This is a genomic window from Cytobacillus sp. NJ13, assembly GCA_030348385.1.
Taxonomy (GTDB): domain Bacteria; phylum Bacillota; class Bacilli; order Bacillales; family Cytobacillaceae; genus Cytobacillus.
Genome location: JAUCFP010000006.1, coordinates 683820 through 701331, shown reverse-complemented (window position 1 = coordinate 701331; position 17512 = coordinate 683820). Strand labels below are relative to the sequence as shown.

The window sequence follows — 17512 nt, the reverse complement described above, 5'->3', positions numbered from 1 at the left end:
TCTTCTCTCTTTTCCTAACTAGGAGATAAATTGATCTTTCAGTAATGGGCTTGTAAAGTTCTCGAGATGTTTGATTCTTCCGCTGTACACTTCTTTGTCCTCCAATAATCCGAGTTCTTTCCAAAGTGCCTCTCTCATCTCATTTGCCTCTGCCGGGCTGATTGCCTGCAGTTCTTCACTTACACTGATGCCAGCAATCATACCTGTTAGAAGCAACGGACCCTGCGTGCTAATGCCAGCAGCATTCCCGGCTAAATATACATCCTCCCTGCCGGTTTGGAGTGTATGATTATATTGCGGAACCCAGCCGCCCAGCTCCTCTTGAAATCCAAAGGAACAGCCCAACTGGTAAAAAACATCCAGTATGGGCGCCCTGCCTCCATCCATACAAACGAGGTCCACACTCAGGGTAATCACTTCATCTGGCAGCTCAATATCAATCTGTTCCACCTGCCCATTTCCTCTTGCTTCTTTTATAAAACTATTAAAATAAAATGGAATTCCATTCTTTGACAGTTCACTCGCTTTTTCCTGTTCTTTTGCCAAAGCTCCACTTTGTTTTTCTATAATTGCTTTCACCCGAATGCCCACATCCATCAGCTGTATTGCCGTTTCCATAGCAAAATCACTGGAGCCCACAATAACAGCTTCTTTCCCAGGCATCACAAAATCACGGTTGATTAATGTCTGTGCAGCACCGATTGTCATGATCCCCGGCATTGTCCATTTTGGAAAAGCGACGGCCTTTTCAGCTGCGCCGGAAGCCACAATAATCTTTTTTGCTTTTACCGGGAATACATTTTCTTCATCGGTAATTCCGGCACTTCCATCTGCGTAAAATCCAACCACACGGTGATTCAGGAGCAGCCTTACATTAAAACCCTTAATCTGCTCGATTAGTTTATTTGCCAATTCAAAGCCACGCATGGGTTCATATACAGAAGGAAGCGGACGCAGCACTTGAGTCTGCTGGTTAAGCTGCCCGCCAAGTTGGGAAGCTTCGTCAACAATCGTTACATCCAGTCCCCTTGATGCTGTCTCAATTGCTGCTGAAAGACCTGCGGGACCGCCTCCAATGATCAGTACATCAGTCTTCATCAATCTCCCTCCTTACCTCGGGGTCATCCATATTCGGGTATATTCGCATGCCTTCTTCAACCTCTGTCAAACAGCTCCGTACATGGTCTTCACCGTCAATGGTCATATAGCAGCTGCAGCATCTCCCGCGCGAGCAGAATAACCCTCTGGATTGGACCAGCTTTCGGCTGACACCCAATTTTTTAATTCCATTTGCCATTAAGGCGGCAGCGACTGATTGCTGCGTATAGGCCTGATATGGCTGGTCATTGAAATAAATGGTTACAGGCTTGTGTAGCTGCCTGCCAAGAACGGGATGTTTCTCAATATGCATAAAAGACATCTCCTATTTAATTTTTCGAGGAAAATACTTTCCCTACACCAAGCACTCTTTCAATTACGAGCATTAATACAACAGTGAAAAGAATCATGATGCTTGATACGGATGTTATAATCGGATCATATTGATATTGCATGTATGTGTAGATTCGCACTGGCAGTGTCACAACGTCGGTGCTGACAATGAATAAGGCGACTGTTAAATCATCAAATGAAGTAATAAAGGCAAAAATGGCACCGGCTATTACGCCTGATTTAATGATCGGCAGAGTGATTTGAAAGAAAACTTTCATCGGTCCTGCACCAAGGTTCAAGGCCGCTTGTTCGATAGAACGGTCAAAACCTACAAGGCTTGCAACAACCAGGCGCATTACAAAAGGAACCGTTAAGATGATGTGACCTAAAATTAATGCAAGCGGGCTCGCAGCTAAGCCAATCCATGAATAAAACTGCAAGAGAGCCACACCAAACACAACAGATGGGATCAAGAGAGGCGAACCCACTAATTGAACAATCGCTGTCTTCCCTTTAAATTGGCGCCGGACGACCGCAAGAGAAGCCAACGTCCCAATGGCAGTGGAAATAATGGCGGTACCGAACGCCACAATAATACTCAGTGTAAAGGACTGCATAAATTCAGGATGTTCAATTAATTCTGTGTACCATCTGAGGGTCAGGCCTTCTGGCGGGAATACAATGTATTCGGTAGTTGTTAAGGAAGAAAGCAATACAACCACGATTGGCGCCAGCAGGAAAATATAAACCAGTAAACAAACAAAGTTAAAGAAATACTTGGGCAGCTTCCTGCTCATTGTATGGCCACTCCTTTCTCAGACCTGGCAAGGATTTTGCTGTATACGATGATTGTAATGGTGGCAATCAGGATCAGCAGGAAGCCAATTGCGCCTCCATACGGCCAGTTCAGCATGACAGCTACCTGTTCATACGTTAAATAGGACATAACCTTCACCTGCGGACCGCCAAGAATGGCAGGTGTAACAAAAGAGCTGACGCTTAAGCTAAACACCATAACCGAACCGGCGAAAACACCTGGCAAGGTTAACGGAAGCAAAATGGAAAAGAAAGTTCTGAAGGAGCTGGCCCCAAGATTCTGCGAGGCTCTGATGACAGAAGGGTCTATTTTTTCGAGTGAGCCCATGATGCTCAGCACCATGTACGGGAAAAGAACATGCACCATCCCGATGACCACACTCAATTCGGTGTATAAGAGGGTTAAAGGCTGATCAATCCAGCCCAGCTTTAATAGTGTATTGTTGACTACACCATTGTTGGATAAAAGAATCACCCAGCCGTAGCAGCGTATAACCATGCTGATCAGAAGCGGAGAAAGCACCAGAAGGGTTAAATAATTTCTGGCTCTTCCTTTTGATCTTGAAATCTGAAATGCTACCGGGTAAGAGATAATGATAGTAATCAATGTTGTTAAAAGAGCGATTTTTACAGTGCGCCAGACCACTCCAAGGTAAAAAGGATCTGACATGAACTTGATGTAGTTCTGGAGCGTCCACTCATTTCCCACTCCCGTGCTGGCATCAAAATTTTTAAAGCTTGTAATAAATAAGAAAAACAATGGCAGCAAAAAGAAGAATATGAAGATTCCCAGCGTCGGAAGTAAAAGCAGCCACGTATCAAGCCGTTTTTTAGTCAAATTCTTTTTCTTTTGCTGAAGCAATAAGTCATGTTCCGTTCCGATTCCGGCTTGCATGTGAGTCACCTCGCCATTCTGGAAGGCAGCAGGTCTTCAGGGTTCCAATAAGTGTAGACACTGTTTCCTTCTTTAATTTCGGTGGGATTTAATACAGTATTGGAAATATCTGCAATCAGATGCCGGTCATGTACTTTCAGAATGTATCTTGTCTTGGCTCCGAGAAACATTTTCCTTTCCACCTTGGTTTGAAAAGCCTCATTTCTTTCATTTGATTCGGCTAATGCGATTTGGATTTTTTCCGGCCGTATGAAAAAGTGAACTTCGGAATTCTTCACAGATGGGACTGAAACGATCTGTTCATTCCCAAAAAAGTGCAGTTTGCATTTCTTATTCTCATAGGTTTCCAGGACTTTCCCCTGAATGTGGTTGACTTCCCCTATGAACTGAGACACGAAATCAGTCTTTGGATGGTTATATATGGATGCCGGATCATCTACCTGTTCAATCCGGCCCTCGTACATGACCGCGATCCGGTCCGATATAGCCAAAGCTTCCTCCTGGTCATGTGTGACAAATATTGTTGTAATCCCCACCTGCTTTTGAATATCCACAATTTCTTCGCGCATTTCCTGGCGCAGCTTGGCATCTAGATTGCTCAATGGTTCATCAAGGAGAAGCACCTTCGGTTTAATGACCAGTGCCCTCGCCAATGAAACCCGCTGCTGCTGTCCTCCGGATAGTTCCTTTGGATAGCGCTTTTCATAGCCAGCCAGACGAACCATCTCCAATGCTTCAAGCACCCTTTTGTTTATTTCATTTTTTGGCACTTTACGGAGCTTAAGTCCATAGGCGACATTATCAAAAACTGTCATGTGAGGAAATAAAGCATAATTTTGGAACACCATGCCCATCTCTCTTTTATTGGGAGGAAGCAGGTGAACGGGTTTGCCGTCCACCTCAATCTTCCCGCCATCCACCTCCAGAAATCCGGCGATCATATTAAGAGTCGTCGTTTTTCCGCAGCCCGAAGGCCCCAAAAAGGAGACCAGTTCCCCTTTTTGGATGTCAAGGCTGAGCTTTTTAACCACTTCTGTTTTATTAAAGGTCTTGACCACGTTTTCCAGGCTTAAGTAACTCATTCGTTTCCCCTCTCTTTTAATGGGCTACTTCGATTTCTTTATTGGCCCGTTCTGTCCACTCTGCCCGTTTTGCATTTACAGTTTCCCAGTCGACTTTGATCAATTTGGCAATCTCGTCTTCCCCATAAGCCACTTTATCGACAATATCACCTTCAAGCTTCACATTCTTATTAACAGGACCGTCAAACAAGGAGTTGGCAAATAGAAGCTGAGCTTCTTCATCCAGAACAAAATTGACAAATTCCTGTGCAAGATCCTCATTTGGAGCATCCTTCACCACGCTGACGGTAGCCATCAAGGCCGGAGCCCCTTCTTCGGGAATGACATACTCAATCGGGAATCCGCTATCCTGAAGGGTAAATACCCGGCTGCTTCCCCATGCACTTGCGACTGTCTGCCCTTGCAGGAAGTAGTTTGATACGTCAGCTGTTTTATCAAAAGTGATCGCGTTTTGGGCAATTTCCTTCATTTTTTCAAAACCTGGTTCAATGTTTTCTTCATCTCCGCCATTGGCAATCGCAGTCATAAGCAGAAAATGAACTCCGTACGTATTGGCAATGGAAGGCAGTACAAGTTTTCCTTTAAACTTTGGATCGGCCAAATCATTCCAGGATGTCGGCGGTTCCCAGCCATTCTGTTCGAAGACATCCTTGTTATAAGCCAAGCCGGTTGAAATGATCCCGAATCCAACGCCGACATTATCCTTGTCTTTTGCAATATCATAGACATTTGCCAGATTCGTAACAACACCCTCATCCATTGGCGCCAGCAATCCAAACGCCTTTGCCTGTGCTTGAGGACCATCATCAAGGAAAGCTACATCAATTTGAGGATTATCCTTTTGAGCTTGAAGCTTGGATAAGGTATCAACAGAGCTTCCAGTAATATATTTCACTTTTACGCCATGCTCTTTCTCAAACTTTGGGATCAAGTCCTCCTTCATCTTTTGTTCATAGCTTCCTCCATATGCCGCTAAGACAAGTGTCTTTCCATCACTTTTTCCTGATTCTTCATCTGCAGAACTCCCTGTTTGGCCGCTGCATCCTGCAGCCGTGACAAGCAATAAACAAAGCAATACAATTAAATAAGCTTTCTTTTTCAAACTCATTTCCCCCTCGTTTATTTTTGCTTTCGTGAACTCTTAAGGAGCTGTTCTAAGATGAAGACTTGATAAAAGAGATACCCCCTTTTTAATTTGGATCAATCTATTTAAAGAGATTGATTTATATATAAAATATAAAGATATAATATTATAACTTTATATCTTTTATGTTTATAAAATGTCCTATGGTATTTCAGCAATTTTTTTTACAATTGAACCTCAGTATAATAAACCTCTTTGTCACTGCGGATATAGAATTTAGAGAACTCAATGATGTCTTCTTGTTTTGTATATGTAATCCGCTCCCACTCAAAAACAGGAGTTCCCGCTTCTACTTGAAGCAGCTTTGCCTGATGATCAGGAAGAATATATGGCCTGATAAATACCTTTGCCCGTTTTAATGCTATATGGAATCTATTTTTTAAGATGTTAAAAATTAAGTCGTTATTGATCATTTCAGGCGAAAGTCCCTGACATTTATCCGCCGGAAGATAGGTATATTCCAGTGCAAGAGGGTCATTGTTTTCTATTTTTAATCTTTCAATTTTTATAACCTCATCCTCAGGATCAATTCTTAACTTCTGGGCAATTTCAGAACCTGCTTTTTCATATTTAAAGCTGAGCATTTCATGCGGATGTTCTTGCTCCGCACCGGAAAGCGAAATGATTGAATTAAGGTCCTGCTCTTTGGCAGCTCCAGAAACAAAGGTTCCCTTTCCTCGCTGTCTGAAGAGATAACCTTTATTCACAAGCTCAATCACGGCTCTTTTAACCGTAATGGTGCTTACATCGAAACGATCGGATAGCTCCTGCTCAGTCGGCAGCTGGCTACCAATCTCCCATTGCCCTGATATGATTTTCTCTTCCAGAATCTGCTCTACTTGTCTATACAGAGGTATATGTAAACTCTTATCTATCTGCATTTATGTATCTCCCTTGAAAGAATATAATGTTATAACTTTATATTATTTTATAATTTATCTGTTTTTTGAATAGTTGTCAATATTTTTTGAAAATTAAATATTTAGAACGAGTATTTAATTTAAACAGCATTGTTCAGGGCAATCCCACTGGAATCTGATTAATCACCAGTCATAAAAAATCTGCTAGTTTTAGCGCTGTTGCTTCTGATTAACTCCTAGTTTGACGGCTGGCTCTGAGATTTCGTCGTTATTCCCTTTGATTAACCCCCAGTTTGATCGCTGGCTCCGAATTTTCGTCGTTATTCCCCTTGATTAATTCCCATTTTGATCGCTGCCTCTGGGATTTCATCGTTATTCCCTTTGAATAATTCCCATTTTGATCGCTGGCTTCGGCATTTCGTCGTTATTCCCTTTGATTAACTCCCAGTTTGATCGCTGGCTCCGAATTTTCGTCGTTATTCCCCTTGATTAATTCCCATTTTGATCGCTGGCTCTAAGATATCGTCGTTATTCCTTTTGATTAACTCCCATTTTGATTGCTGGCCCAGGGTTTTCGTCTTTGTTTCCAGAGTTCAATTCGCTTTGGACCTTAAGAAGACAGAAGTTATGGATTTCATGAATTTGGGCCTCATGAGCCATCCATGGCGACCATTTCTTTGGAACCCTACCCATTTCGGGACTCATAAGCCCTTCATGGCGACCATTTCTTCCGATCTCCACCTATTTTGGGCTTCATGAGACCTCCATGGCGACCATTTCCTCGGCTCTCCACCTATTTTGGGCTTCATGAGCCCTTCATGACTACCATTTCCTCAACACTGCACCCTTTTTGGGCTTCATAAGCCCTCCATGACTTCCATTTCCTCGGCTCCTCATCCATTTTGGGCTTCATGAGACCTCCATGACTTCCATTTCCTCGGCTCCTCATCCATTTTGGGCTTCATAAGCCCTCCATGACGACCATTTCCTCGGTACCTCATCCATTTTGGGCCACATAAGCCCTCCATGAAACCTACTTTCCTGACGGTCCACCAACTTTGCCTGTCATGCACACATAGCTCCGTAAAATTCATTGCCGCACCCACGGTTTACAGCGGGCCAAGGAAAAATTCCAAAAAATAAGGCTGCCGAAACATTTCAGCAGCCTTAAATCCAATTTATTTTTTCAATGCTTCAAACTGTTTCAGTATTTCTTTCGCAAGCTCGCTTGCTTCTTCAAGTCCGCATACTTCTTTCAGCACGTAGGCTACTCCGTTTTCTTGGATCATCTCCTGGAGCTTTACCGCTTCTTCGTCTTCCCTGTTATCAAACATTAGTGCCGCCGCAATGGCTTTAGCCAGGTTTGTGTAAGATAAGCCGGCTTTTTGAGCCTGCAGGGCCGGGCGAACCAGTCTGTCTTCAGGGCCAAGCTTCCTTATTGGCGAACGGCCAACTCTAGTAACACCGTCATTCAAGTGGGCATTTTGGAAACGGCCGATAATTTTATCGATATATTTCTGATGCTCGTCCGGATTCAGATCATATCGATTAATCAAATAGGCACCTGTTTCACGGAGTGTAGCCTGAACCTGTTTATAAATTTCTTCATCTGAAAGTGTCTGGTCGATGGTTTCTTTTCCTCCCAGGTATCCAAAATAAGCAATAACGGCATGGCCTGTGTTAACTGTGAACAGCTTTCTTTCGATAAAGGGTGCAAGTTCCGGAACGATTTTCATCCCTTCGATATGCGCAATGTCTTCAGTCGTTTCCACAACCCATTCATGGTACGGTTCAACAAGAACATCCAGTGATCCCTGGTTGTTTTGGATTGGGACAATTCGGTCTACAGCTGAGTTTAAAAAGGATACACCCGCCATATTTACATCGCTGTCAAGATGCTCCATTATATAGCCTTTTAAAAGGTCAGTCGCAGAAATCTGATTTTCACATGCAATGACATAAAGCTTCTCGTTAATTCCTGCATCTGCTCTTGCAGTCAAGCCTTTTGCAATTAATGGGGCAATCCGCGGAAGGATGTTAGGGCCAATCGCCGTTGTTAGGAAGTCAGCCTGCTTAATTGCCTCTATCACTTCATCCTCCTGTTTCAGATTATTCAATCCTGAAACATTCTCAATTGTCATGGTTTCCTGTTCATCAGCAGCCAGCAGCACTTGATATTGTTTTTCTTCGTTCAGCTGATTAATGATTTCGTCGGCTATATCAACAAAAGTTACATGGTAGCCTGACTGTGAAAATAGGGCTCCAATGAATCCTCTTCCTATGTTTCCTGCTCCAAAATGCACTGCTTGTTTCATCGAATCATTCCTTTACTGATTTATTTTAAAATGAGTCTGCAGGTATTCTGTAAAAATCGATTCTAGCTTCTTGTAAATCATGTCTTCATTGGCTGAAGAAAAAATTAGAATCGCTTCCTCTGTCTCAATGATATTTGTGCTGATTAAGCTTAATATCTCCTGCTCTCTTCTGCTTAGCTCGAGCGGTGCCAGCATGAGCAGAAGGTTTTTCATTACCACTTCTCTCCCGTCCATCCCCTTCACCATGCATGGCTCGGGCAGATGGGCAATCTGGAAAATAAGTTCACGGACGTTTTTACTGCGGGCATGAAAGAGAGCCATATTGGTTTCAGGTATGCCAAGTCCGCCTTTTTGTTCCCGTTCCCTTAATGATTGCAGGACATCTTCAGCATTCGTCAGCAAATGATCTCCTTCGGCATTCCCAATCATTTTCTTAAGAATCTGCTCCTGGCTTTCTCCTCCATCCATCCGGTAAAAACGAAAGTTATGAAGAAGAGACTCGATGCTCTCCTGAATATCTCTTACTTCCTCAAGCATTACGGATAAAGAAAGGTTTCTCTGTTCAGCCTGTTTGAACCCATCCTCAGGCTGATATTCTTTTCCTTTTGTCAGTCTTTCAATATTGTTCTGCAAGTAGTTTTTTATGGTAAGAATATTTTCATCGCTTAATAGCGGATTCACCAATATGTACTCAGCATTTATAAAAGGAAGTCTGACTGTAGAAAGGATTAAATCATATTCTTTCAGATCAGCCCCCTCTGAAATTTCCTTCATCGACTTGATTTCGATCACATCAATTTCAGCTGCTTCTTTTTTCAGCCTGCTCTTGAGCATCTTGGATGTGCCGATGCCTGTCGGACAAATGACAAGCGCCTTAATGGAAAGATTCTCTTCCTGCATGACCAGGGCTGAGCCAAAGTGAAGGACGATGAACGCGATCTCGTCATCGGAAAATTGATCAATATCAGTAAATTCCTCTTCAAGACTATTTTTTACAGCCATGAACAGAACCGGATATTTGCGCATAATTTCTTCTTTAAGCGGGTTATAAGATTCCATATTCTGTTTCATGCGGAATATGGATGGCTCCATGTGGGCCAGCAGTCCCTGAAATAAGGAAAAATCCTTTGTTAAATCCACATGCAGCTGTTCCGAAACCGATTTAATCACGTTCTTGATCATTTGGGAGAGCATAAGGCTGTCATATGGAAAAAGGTCGGCTCCGCTCAATTTGGTCCCTTTAAGTATTCGCGCCAGGTAAAGGACATCCCCTTCTGAAAAAATGCAGTCAAATTTTCGTTCCAGATTGCTTGTTACCTGCTGCATCAAACCGTATTCAACCATAACTTCCTTTTCAGGAAGGGTATCACTTTGAACCACTAAACGCTGTTTTAGAGTCCTCTGCAGTGAAATGCATACATGCAGCACAACCTCCAGGTATCCGCTATCAGCAAACCGGGCAGGTGCACCGGAAAAAACAGTCTGAACAATGCTGTTCACTTGGAAAAGATAATCCGGTTCAAAGTAATGGAGGATCCTTTCTTCACCAAGCTTCCTTTTTTCCAGCAAAAATAGTTTCTCAATTAATTCTTCATGAAAATATTGAAGGAAGAAATGCGCAAGCGCTCTTCGTTTGTTCGCTTCTGCTCCGTGAAGTTCTACTCCGACTCCCCGCTTTCTCGTAAGCTGCACCTGGAAAACGGATAGCCATTGGGCAAGTTCATCCAGATAGGCTGACAGGGTTGCCGTGCTGATGCCGAGGTAGCTTGCCAGAACCTGAGTCTTGTATAGGTCTTCTTCCAAAATGGCTATAAGAAGGCGCAGCTTCTTTTCCTGAGGAGGCTGGTCGATCGGTTCACTGCTGGTCAAATGCTGAATCAGCCGGAAAATCTGCTCATTTTTCCCTTCAATAGCAAGGCCCTGATTTAGATTGCGGGTTAACTTCAAATCGAACTCACTGACGATTTTCTCAACTGCCTTTAAATCCCTCTGAATCGTCCTCGCACTGACATTCAAAGAAGTGGCAATGGATAATGCCGTGTGTTTACCCGATGTTTTTATAATAGATTCAATAATGGCTTTTTCCCTCGATGTAATATACATGAGATCAGCTCATTTCTAAAATTAGTGACAAAAACACGGAATAGAAAAGCGCAGAATGACGCTTTTCTATTCGGTATTAGCTTAAGTTTTATTTTTTGCCGATAATATCCATAATGGTCTGTACAGATTCAGCCGCAGCCAATTTTTCGATATTATCCATGTCAGAACATGTTACTGCGATTCCTGATAGGATTTCAAGATGTGTGCCGTCTTTGCCTGCAATTCCGAAGATCAGACGGACCTTTTGGCCATCGAAATCAACACCATTTGGCACCTGGATAACGGTAAAGCCGGATTTAATCACAGCTTTTTTCGCTTCTTCGGTTCCATGCGGGATCGCTACATCATTTCCCATATAAGTGGAAGTGATATTATCACGTTCAATCATCGCTTCAATATAGCTTTCTTCCACATAGCCTGCATCGACAAGCACTCTTCCTGCAAAGCGGATCGCTTCATCTTTATCAGCAAACTCTTTGTTCAGGAAAATATTTTCCGGACGCAATAAATCGTCTTCATGAGCCATTTCTTCGTCCACGATGTCAGGAACATTTTCTTCAGCATCTTCAACGATTTCGTGAAGTTCCGAGTTAGCCGGGAACTGAAGGGAGCTGATCAGCTTGTCATACTCCGGACTTGAAAGGAAGTTATCAACCGATACATGGAATGCATTCGGCACTTTTTGGCGTGCCCTTGGTGTCAGTTCTTCCTGTGTAATGACGATTTCAGCATCTGCTGGCAAATTGGAAATCGCTGTATTCGTAACATCAATGTCCATGCCCGCTTCCTTCACCTTTTTGCGGAGAAGTGATGCACCCATTGCACTTGAGCCCATTCCTGCATCACAGGCAAAATAAATTTTGGAAACATGATCAGGCATTGCAGACTGATTGCCTTCAAACACGTTGGAAACAGAGCTTTTCTTGCCTTTCATTTCCTGCATCTTTTTCGCAGCTTCTTCAATATCTTCTTCACCCTGCTTGCCTGTTTTCATAATAAATGCAGAGACGATAAATGACACAGCAGCAGCGACAAGCACACCAGCGAAGTTTGCAATATACGCACTTGCATGATGAGGTGTTACAGCCGTAATGGCGATGATACTGCCAGGTGATGATGGAGCGAATAATCCGCCTCCTAATAGAACCAGTGTGAACACACCGCTCATTCCGCCTAGGATGACAGCAATAATGAGCATAGGACGCATTAAGATGTACGGGAAATAAATTTCATGAATTCCGCCGAAGAAGTGAATGATTCCCGCACCAGGAGCAGATTTCTTGGCATTGCCTTTTCCAAAGAACATATACGCAAGCAAGACGCCGATACCAGGTCCAGGGTTTGCTTCAAGCAGGAACAGGATGGATTGGCCTGTTTCTTTTACCTGTTCTACGCCGATTGGCGAAAGAACACCGTGGTTGATGGCATTATTAAGGAATAATACTTTTGCCGGTTCAATTAAGATGCTTGTCAGCGGCAGAAGCCCTGTGCCGATAAGCCAGTCAACGCCAGCTACTAGCCAGCCCGTAAATACATTAACAGCAGGCCCTACTCCAAGGAATGCAAGTATGGCAAGAATTGCCCCAAGAATTCCTGCTGAGAAGTTGTTTACAAGCATTTCGAAGCCGGCACGCACCCTGCCTTCGATCAGCTTATCAAATGCCTTCATCACATAAGCAGCCAAAGGACCAATAATCATGGCGCCTAAGAACATAGGAATTTCCGCTCCTGCGATGACCCCCATAGTCGCGATGGCACCAACAACGGCACCGCGCTGATCATGTACAAGCTTACCTCCTGTATAACCAATTAGAAGCGGAAGCAAGTATTTCACCATTGGGTCGACCATTTTGGCAAGGCTTTCATTTGGGAAGAAGCCGGTAGGTATAAATAAAGCTGTAATAAGACCCCAAGCTATAAAAGCAGAGATATTCGGCATAACCATTGAGCTCAGAAAATTACCGAACTTCTGTACAGCTACTTTTAGATTAGATTGAGCCATGTACACTCATCCTTTCAAAATAAAGTACTTTATTATTAATGGTAAAGTACAAATGGCCTATACTCAACAAAGGAGAAACCTAACTTTGTCGCGCCATGGATGACAAAACTGCGGTTTCTCATTTAATAGCTGACTGTTCTTGATTCCAAACCCTTCCCTTACTGGTCCACATCAATAGTCATACTGGCCTTAACGGGTTTGCCGCTGGACATTAAAGCTCCGTGATTGTTCGAATTAAGTGACACGGTGATTTCATTTTTTCCCTCTTTCAGTTTGCCTATATGATAATACTCTCCGTATAAACGGCTGATTTTCTCTCCATTTATGTATAAATGGGCATGGCCCTCGTTATAGCTTGGCCCGGTCTCACCGACTTTTTCAGGGGCAAAAGAAAAATGAAGCAGCTCCAGCTTTAAAAGCCATGTATCCGATCCATCCGGAGCCACACTTATGCTGACAGCGGGAACTTCATGATCCTTTGGGATTTCCACATAGCTATGTCCCATATGCTGGTCTGCCCCCGTCTGGCTGTGGGGATTCTGACTTGTGTAAAAATAAAAGAAACCTAAAAAGATGATGCAAAAACCGATAAAACTTCTTGCTCTTTTCATCATGCTTCCTTCTCCATTCTCTTGATCATAAGCCCAATCAAGACAAGCAATAGCCCAATGGCTAGAAAGGCTAAATCATAGAATAATGGATTTTCGGCTAATGGTTTGACACGATGAACCTGGAGGATATGATGGTCCACAATCCCTTCGACAAGGTTAAATGTGCCTCCCCCAATAAAAATACCGCCAATAAATATCTTCCAGCTTGTGCCCAATTCATTTTTCCGGGCATCCTGAAAAATTTTCATTCCTCCCCAAAGCAGCTTGGCAGAAAATAGAGCAGTGAATAAGCCATCTGTAAAGATTTCAAGTTGGATATTGGGGCTCAAAATCATATGATGCCATTGCAGCAGCTGATGAAATACAATGCCATCAATCGCCCCAACAAGCCCCAGCCCAAGTATTAAACCGGCAATAAATAGGTTTTTATTTTCCTTTTTCATTAAAGCACCCTCCGAAGAACATTTATACTTCGATTAGTGCCCAAAATTTAGCATTATTATTCATTTATTAAATTTACCATAAAAAAAGAAGAGACATTCCATCTCTTCCCAGCCTCATTCATTATATTTATAGCTGTTGAAGCTAAAAATCTGAACTTTTACCTTGATATCAGTAAGAGAGTCTTCTTCCAGATAGAATTGGCCTGTTTTTTGTAATTCTGCAAATTTCTCAGGGTGCATGCGAAACCATTTCTCGCCGGCATTCAGATAATCAATCTTAGTTTCCACTCCATCCAAATATAGTGTTCTTAGTTTCTTTTTTATTTCCTCCTCAACCAGACTTGTTAATCGGTTCATGGAAATGTCCTGCACTTTTTCCAGTAAATCAGCCCGAATGGATAAATCAATTGAAAATTTTGGGGTGGAGGAATCTTCATCATACTTGATTTTCAGCTTCGGACTTTCCAGCTTTACTGCTGCAGCCAATTTACCATCTTCTTCGACCCTTTCATCAACAGCAATATATTTTTCCATCAGCCAGCCTAGAAATAAAGAATCTTCAAATGCAAGCTCCTTCATATGTTTCCTGTTTTGAAAAATTGAATAGCCATCAAAATATAATACCGGATAATCCTTTTCAGCCTTCCAGCTTGTTTTATCAATTTTGACGAAAGGCAGTCGTGCAGCATTCATTGGTTCATAATATTCCCGCAGAAAATTCATTAATGCTACCGGCCTAATTTCATTTTGTGCTACCTCGTAAGCATCCTTTTTAAATAATACTGTATAAACGGCTGGATAATTAAATAAGGCATTTATATTAAAAACCTCTTCAATTTCTTCATCTGTTGTGACGACATGAAGCGTAGGGCGAATGGAACGATTCTTTCCAACCTCCTCCACCACTTCCTCAAATTTGTGCTGAACAATCCGGTTTGTGATCACAAGAGTCTTTACATGGCCGAAATATAAAGGAGGTTCGGACATTTTATACAGCTTCCTTACAGCTAAATTTAACGTTTCTCCTTTGGCCGAAGCCACAAAAATAGGGACAGGCTCTGCTGATTTTCCGCCTTCCTGCTTGGCGACATTTAAAAAGTTTAGACCCTGTAGATATACCGTATATTCATCTTTTTCTTCATCAAAATCCATTCCGATTGATACAATATAGGTTAAATCCTGTATATTTTTGATGCCCGAGCATCCTGAAAGCATTAGACAGCATGCGGCAATCATCAGCACCACGTTTCTGGCCATTATTTCTCCCCCCTCGTGGGATCGTCAGGGCTGGTGGACGTGGAGCGGGATTTATAAAATTGTACAGGCAGCATCAGAAATGCCTTTATGCTTTCTCTCCAACTGATTGGAGCTAAAGCCGAGAGGTAAGGCACTCCAAAGGATGAGAGCGTCGAAAAGTATAAAACAGTGATAATATAGCATAAGATGACCCCAAACAAGCCTAAAAAAGTACTCATGATGATAACGAAGAATCTAACTATGGTAATGGCAGAACTAAGGGACTGACTCACAAGGGTAAAAGATGAAATATACGTAATCGCCGCAACAACCAGCATCGTTGGGGAGGTTAAGCCTGCTCTTATAGCTGCATCACCGACAATTAAACCTCCCAGTACGGCCACTGTCTGCCCAATGGCTCTGGGCAGCCTGATTCCTGCTTCATTAAAAAGCTCAAACAAAAGTAGTATGATGAACATTTCAATTGGGGCACTTAAAGGCAGGCCAAATCTGGACACTGATATAGTGGCAACCAGCAGGTAAGGAATCTGTTCAATATTAAAAGCGGAAAAAGCGATCCATACCCCTGGGAGGAAACCCGATACCGTTATACCAATCATTCTTATAAATCTTTCCATACTCACAAACGCATAATTCATGTAAAAATCTTCAGGCGATTTAGTCTGCAATAATAAATTGACTGGGGCAAAGGTGACGGTTGGATTTCCATCCACCAGTATGGCGAACCGCCCCTGATTCAGTGCCTGAACGATAAAATCCGGACGGCCGGTATAATCAAGACTGGGGAAAATTGAATAGGGGCGATCCCTAATTAACGAGTCGAGTTCATGGATGCTCGTCAAAATATCGAGCTCAACCTTGCCAAGCCTTTTATGGATCTCTTCCAGCACACGCTTATCAATAATATCTTCCATATACATAAGGGCCACTTTCGTTTTGCTTCGTTTTCCAAATGTATATTTTTCAACACATAAAGTGCTGGTATTGAGCCTTCTGCGTATTAAAGATATATTGGTCTGCAGATCTTCTACAAATCCATCCTTTGGGCCTCTAATGGATGTCTCCAGCGCAGATTCTTCAGGCTGCCTTTTTGGAAGGTTTGCTGCCTTAATACTTAATAGGTCCTTGTCAGCCAGGAACAGAAAATTCCCTTCAAAAAGCATTTGGGACAAGTCATCAATGGACTTATCCGTTATAAGGTCAGCTTGAAATAAAGTCCTGAGCTTATCTTTTGACAGGCCCTTCTTCTCGGCTGCAATCATCGGCAGGATATATTGATCCAAATATTGAGTATCGACCAAGGTATCGAAATATAACATTTCAAACTGATCTTTCTCTGTAACATGGGATTTCTTCACAAAATCGCTGCTTTTGCAAAATTGCTGCTCTAGTTCTTCTGCCTTTGCGCAGCCATTCTCTTTAGGTTGAGGATTGGACTTTAGAATTTTTGTTCTTGCCATGTTTTTCATCCCTTTTCTTCAGAACTAATACAATCAGGGCAGACAAAAGGATATAAGACAGAAAAAACATCATACTGACTGGAAGATAATACTTATAGATAAATTGATAAAAAGTGTGAGTTTCGATTTTTATGCTCATCAATCCAAACAAAACAACGTATAAAGCAAGGACCAATTTGGGATTCAATCGATAATGTTTCTTTTTGACTTGAAAAAAAGCACCTATTAAATACATAAATAAGCCAATTCTGATTAATGCACCGCTCAGCCACTGATATAAGGCGAGAAAGTCCATATGAGAGATGTACTCTCCAATGCTTAAGACTCTCCATTGCTCATGGGCAGGGTAAAGAAATTTCGTCGCCTCCACAGGACCAAATTCCATAATCGAGGCTGTAAGCGGCCCCAAAGTTAATCCTGTCAGAAGCGTCAAAAGGAAAACTAAATGCTTGAATTTAAAGGGTTTCTGTGAATATGGCTGCAGTAAGAGGATGATATAAACCTCAAGCAATCCCGAAAGAGTATAGAAAATTCCGCTTATGAAAGGTTCTCCACCGCCTGAAAATAATGGAAACAACAGGCTGGGGTCTTTCAATCTGGTGTTTGTAATGGAAATAAAGACCCCGAAAAGCATCACAAAAGGCAGCAGTACACCGCTTGATATAGCCATATATTTCACACCGGCCATAGTCATTATGGAACAAACAATTATTAAAATGATGTTAATCATTAATACTGAGGCATCTGCCAGGAAAAACGCATTTAACCAAATCATTAAGTCCCTGAATGTTATATAGGAGCTCGTAATTAAAAAAACAATAACAGGAACCGATAAGAGAACGGAAAACGTCTTTCCGAGACGCTGTCTCAGCATGGAGAAGAAACCTTCATCTGATGAGTTTTTAAGTATGTAGTAAATAAGCCACATGAAAATCAGCGAGATTGGATAGGCTGCAATCACACTCAGCCAGCTGTCTCTTCCGGCAGCTGTCAATAAATTCGGAATCAAAATGACATGGTTAAGCAAGCCTGTGGACAGGATGAGCAACAGAAACAGTTGTCTGGGTATTAGGACTTTAACTAAATTTTGCAT

15 protein-coding genes are annotated in these 17512 nt (G+C 42.4%); all 15 read right to left on the bottom strand.

Features of this window, described 5'->3' with window-relative positions:
• Positions 1-18: 18 nt before the first annotated feature.
• Complete coding sequence (locus tag QUF73_03370) at positions 19-1098, bottom strand: NAD(P)/FAD-dependent oxidoreductase (protein ID MDM5225240.1); 1080 nt, start codon at positions 1096-1098, stop codon at positions 19-21.
• A complete protein-coding gene (locus tag QUF73_03365; protein ID MDM5225239.1) occupies positions 1088-1411 on the bottom strand; it encodes a (2Fe-2S)-binding protein in 324 nt (107 codons plus the stop codon). The genes QUF73_03370 and QUF73_03365 overlap by 11 nt, the downstream gene beginning before the upstream one ends.
• Before the next feature lie 16 nt (positions 1412-1427).
• Positions 1428-2228 carry an ABC transporter permease gene (locus tag QUF73_03360; protein ID MDM5225238.1) on the bottom strand — a complete coding sequence of 267 codons (801 nt, stop codon included), beginning with the start codon at positions 2226-2228 and terminating at the stop codon, positions 1428-1430.
• A complete protein-coding gene (locus tag QUF73_03355; protein ID MDM5225237.1) occupies positions 2225-3142 on the bottom strand; it encodes an ABC transporter permease in 918 nt (305 codons plus the stop codon). The genes QUF73_03360 and QUF73_03355 overlap by 4 nt, the downstream gene beginning before the upstream one ends.
• A 5-nt stretch (positions 3143-3147) precedes the next feature.
• Positions 3148-4224: an ABC transporter ATP-binding protein gene (locus QUF73_03350; protein ID MDM5225236.1), complete on the bottom strand. Its 1077-nt coding sequence runs from the start codon at positions 4222-4224 to the stop codon at positions 3148-3150.
• Positions 4225-4240: 16 nt separating this feature from the next.
• Entirely contained in the window at positions 4241-5332 is a 1092-nt protein-coding gene (locus tag QUF73_03345) for an ABC transporter substrate-binding protein (GenBank protein MDM5225235.1), read from the bottom strand.
• Between the two features lie 200 nt (positions 5333-5532).
• Complete coding sequence (locus QUF73_03340) at positions 5533-6249, bottom strand: GntR family transcriptional regulator (GenBank protein MDM5225234.1); 717 nt, start codon at positions 6247-6249, stop codon at positions 5533-5535.
• Positions 6250-7406: 1157 nt separating this feature from the next.
• Positions 7407-8543: a mannitol-1-phosphate 5-dehydrogenase gene (locus QUF73_03335; protein ID MDM5225233.1), complete on the bottom strand. Its 1137-nt coding sequence runs from the start codon at positions 8541-8543 to the stop codon at positions 7407-7409.
• Between the two features lie 12 nt (positions 8544-8555).
• Complete coding sequence (locus QUF73_03330; protein MDM5225232.1) at positions 8556-10646, bottom strand: PRD domain-containing protein; 2091 nt, start codon at positions 10644-10646, stop codon at positions 8556-8558.
• An 88-nt stretch (positions 10647-10734) separates the two neighbouring features.
• A complete protein-coding gene (locus QUF73_03325; GenBank protein ID MDM5225231.1) occupies positions 10735-12648 on the bottom strand; it encodes a PTS mannitol transporter subunit IICBA in 1914 nt (637 codons plus the stop codon).
• Between the two features lie 158 nt (positions 12649-12806).
• A complete protein-coding gene (locus tag QUF73_03320) occupies positions 12807-13262 on the bottom strand; it encodes a hypothetical protein (protein ID MDM5225230.1) in 456 nt (151 codons plus the stop codon).
• Entirely contained in the window at positions 13259-13702 is a 444-nt protein-coding gene (locus tag QUF73_03315; GenBank protein MDM5225229.1) for a DUF2243 domain-containing protein, read from the bottom strand. Before QUF73_03315 ends, QUF73_03320 begins: the two co-directional genes overlap by 4 nt.
• A 114-nt stretch (positions 13703-13816) precedes the next feature.
• Complete coding sequence (locus QUF73_03310) at positions 13817-14959, bottom strand: Ger(x)C family spore germination protein (protein ID MDM5225228.1); 1143 nt, start codon at positions 14957-14959, stop codon at positions 13817-13819.
• Positions 14959-16419 (bottom strand): spore germination protein, encoded by a 1461-nt coding sequence (locus QUF73_03305; protein MDM5225227.1) that lies wholly within the window; start codon positions 16417-16419, stop codon positions 14959-14961. The genes QUF73_03310 and QUF73_03305 overlap by 1 nt, the downstream gene beginning before the upstream one ends.
• Positions 16379-17512: an endospore germination permease gene (locus QUF73_03300; GenBank protein MDM5225226.1), complete on the bottom strand. Its 1134-nt coding sequence runs from the start codon at positions 17510-17512 to the stop codon at positions 16379-16381. The genes QUF73_03305 and QUF73_03300 overlap by 41 nt, the downstream gene beginning before the upstream one ends.

What these genes read in the sequence shown, in the direction of transcription:
- QUF73_03310 (MDM5225228.1), bottom strand. Translation starts at nt 14,959, where the DNA reads ATGGCCAGAAACGTGGTGCTGATGATTGCCGCATGCTGTCTAATGCTT.
- QUF73_03340 (MDM5225234.1), bottom strand. Translation starts at nt 6,249, where the DNA reads ATGCAGATAGATAAGAGTTTACATATACCTCTGTATAGACAAGTAGAG.
- QUF73_03370 (MDM5225240.1), bottom strand. Translation starts at nt 1,098, where the DNA reads ATGAAGACTGATGTACTGATCATTGGAGGCGGTCCCGCAGGTCTTTCA.
- QUF73_03365 (MDM5225239.1), bottom strand. Translation starts at nt 1,411, where the DNA reads ATGCATATTGAGAAACATCCCGTTCTTGGCAGGCAGCTACACAAGCCT.
- QUF73_03350 (MDM5225236.1), bottom strand. Translation starts at nt 4,224, where the DNA reads ATGAGTTACTTAAGCCTGGAAAACGTGGTCAAGACCTTTAATAAAACA.
- QUF73_03300 (MDM5225226.1), bottom strand. Translation starts at nt 17,512, where the DNA reads ATGCAAAATTTAGTTAAAGTCCTAATACCCAGACAACTGTTTCTGTTG.
- QUF73_03325 (MDM5225231.1), bottom strand. Translation starts at nt 12,648, where the DNA reads ATGGCTCAATCTAATCTAAAAGTAGCTGTACAGAAGTTCGGTAATTTT.
- QUF73_03315 (MDM5225229.1), bottom strand. Translation starts at nt 13,702, where the DNA reads ATGAAAAAGGAAAATAAAAACCTATTTATTGCCGGTTTAATACTTGGG.
- QUF73_03335 (MDM5225233.1), bottom strand. Translation starts at nt 8,543, where the DNA reads ATGAAACAAGCAGTGCATTTTGGAGCAGGAAACATAGGAAGAGGATTC.
- QUF73_03355 (MDM5225237.1), bottom strand. Translation starts at nt 3,142, where the DNA reads ATGCAAGCCGGAATCGGAACGGAACATGACTTATTGCTTCAGCAAAAG.
- QUF73_03305 (MDM5225227.1), bottom strand. Translation starts at nt 16,419, where the DNA reads ATGGCAAGAACAAAAATTCTAAAGTCCAATCCTCAACCTAAAGAGAAT.
- QUF73_03360 (MDM5225238.1), bottom strand. Translation starts at nt 2,228, where the DNA reads ATGAGCAGGAAGCTGCCCAAGTATTTCTTTAACTTTGTTTGTTTACTG.
- QUF73_03320 (MDM5225230.1), bottom strand. Translation starts at nt 13,262, where the DNA reads ATGATGAAAAGAGCAAGAAGTTTTATCGGTTTTTGCATCATCTTTTTA.
- QUF73_03330 (MDM5225232.1), bottom strand. Translation starts at nt 10,646, where the DNA reads ATGTATATTACATCGAGGGAAAAAGCCATTATTGAATCTATTATAAAA.
- QUF73_03345 (MDM5225235.1), bottom strand. Translation starts at nt 5,332, where the DNA reads ATGAGTTTGAAAAAGAAAGCTTATTTAATTGTATTGCTTTGTTTATTG.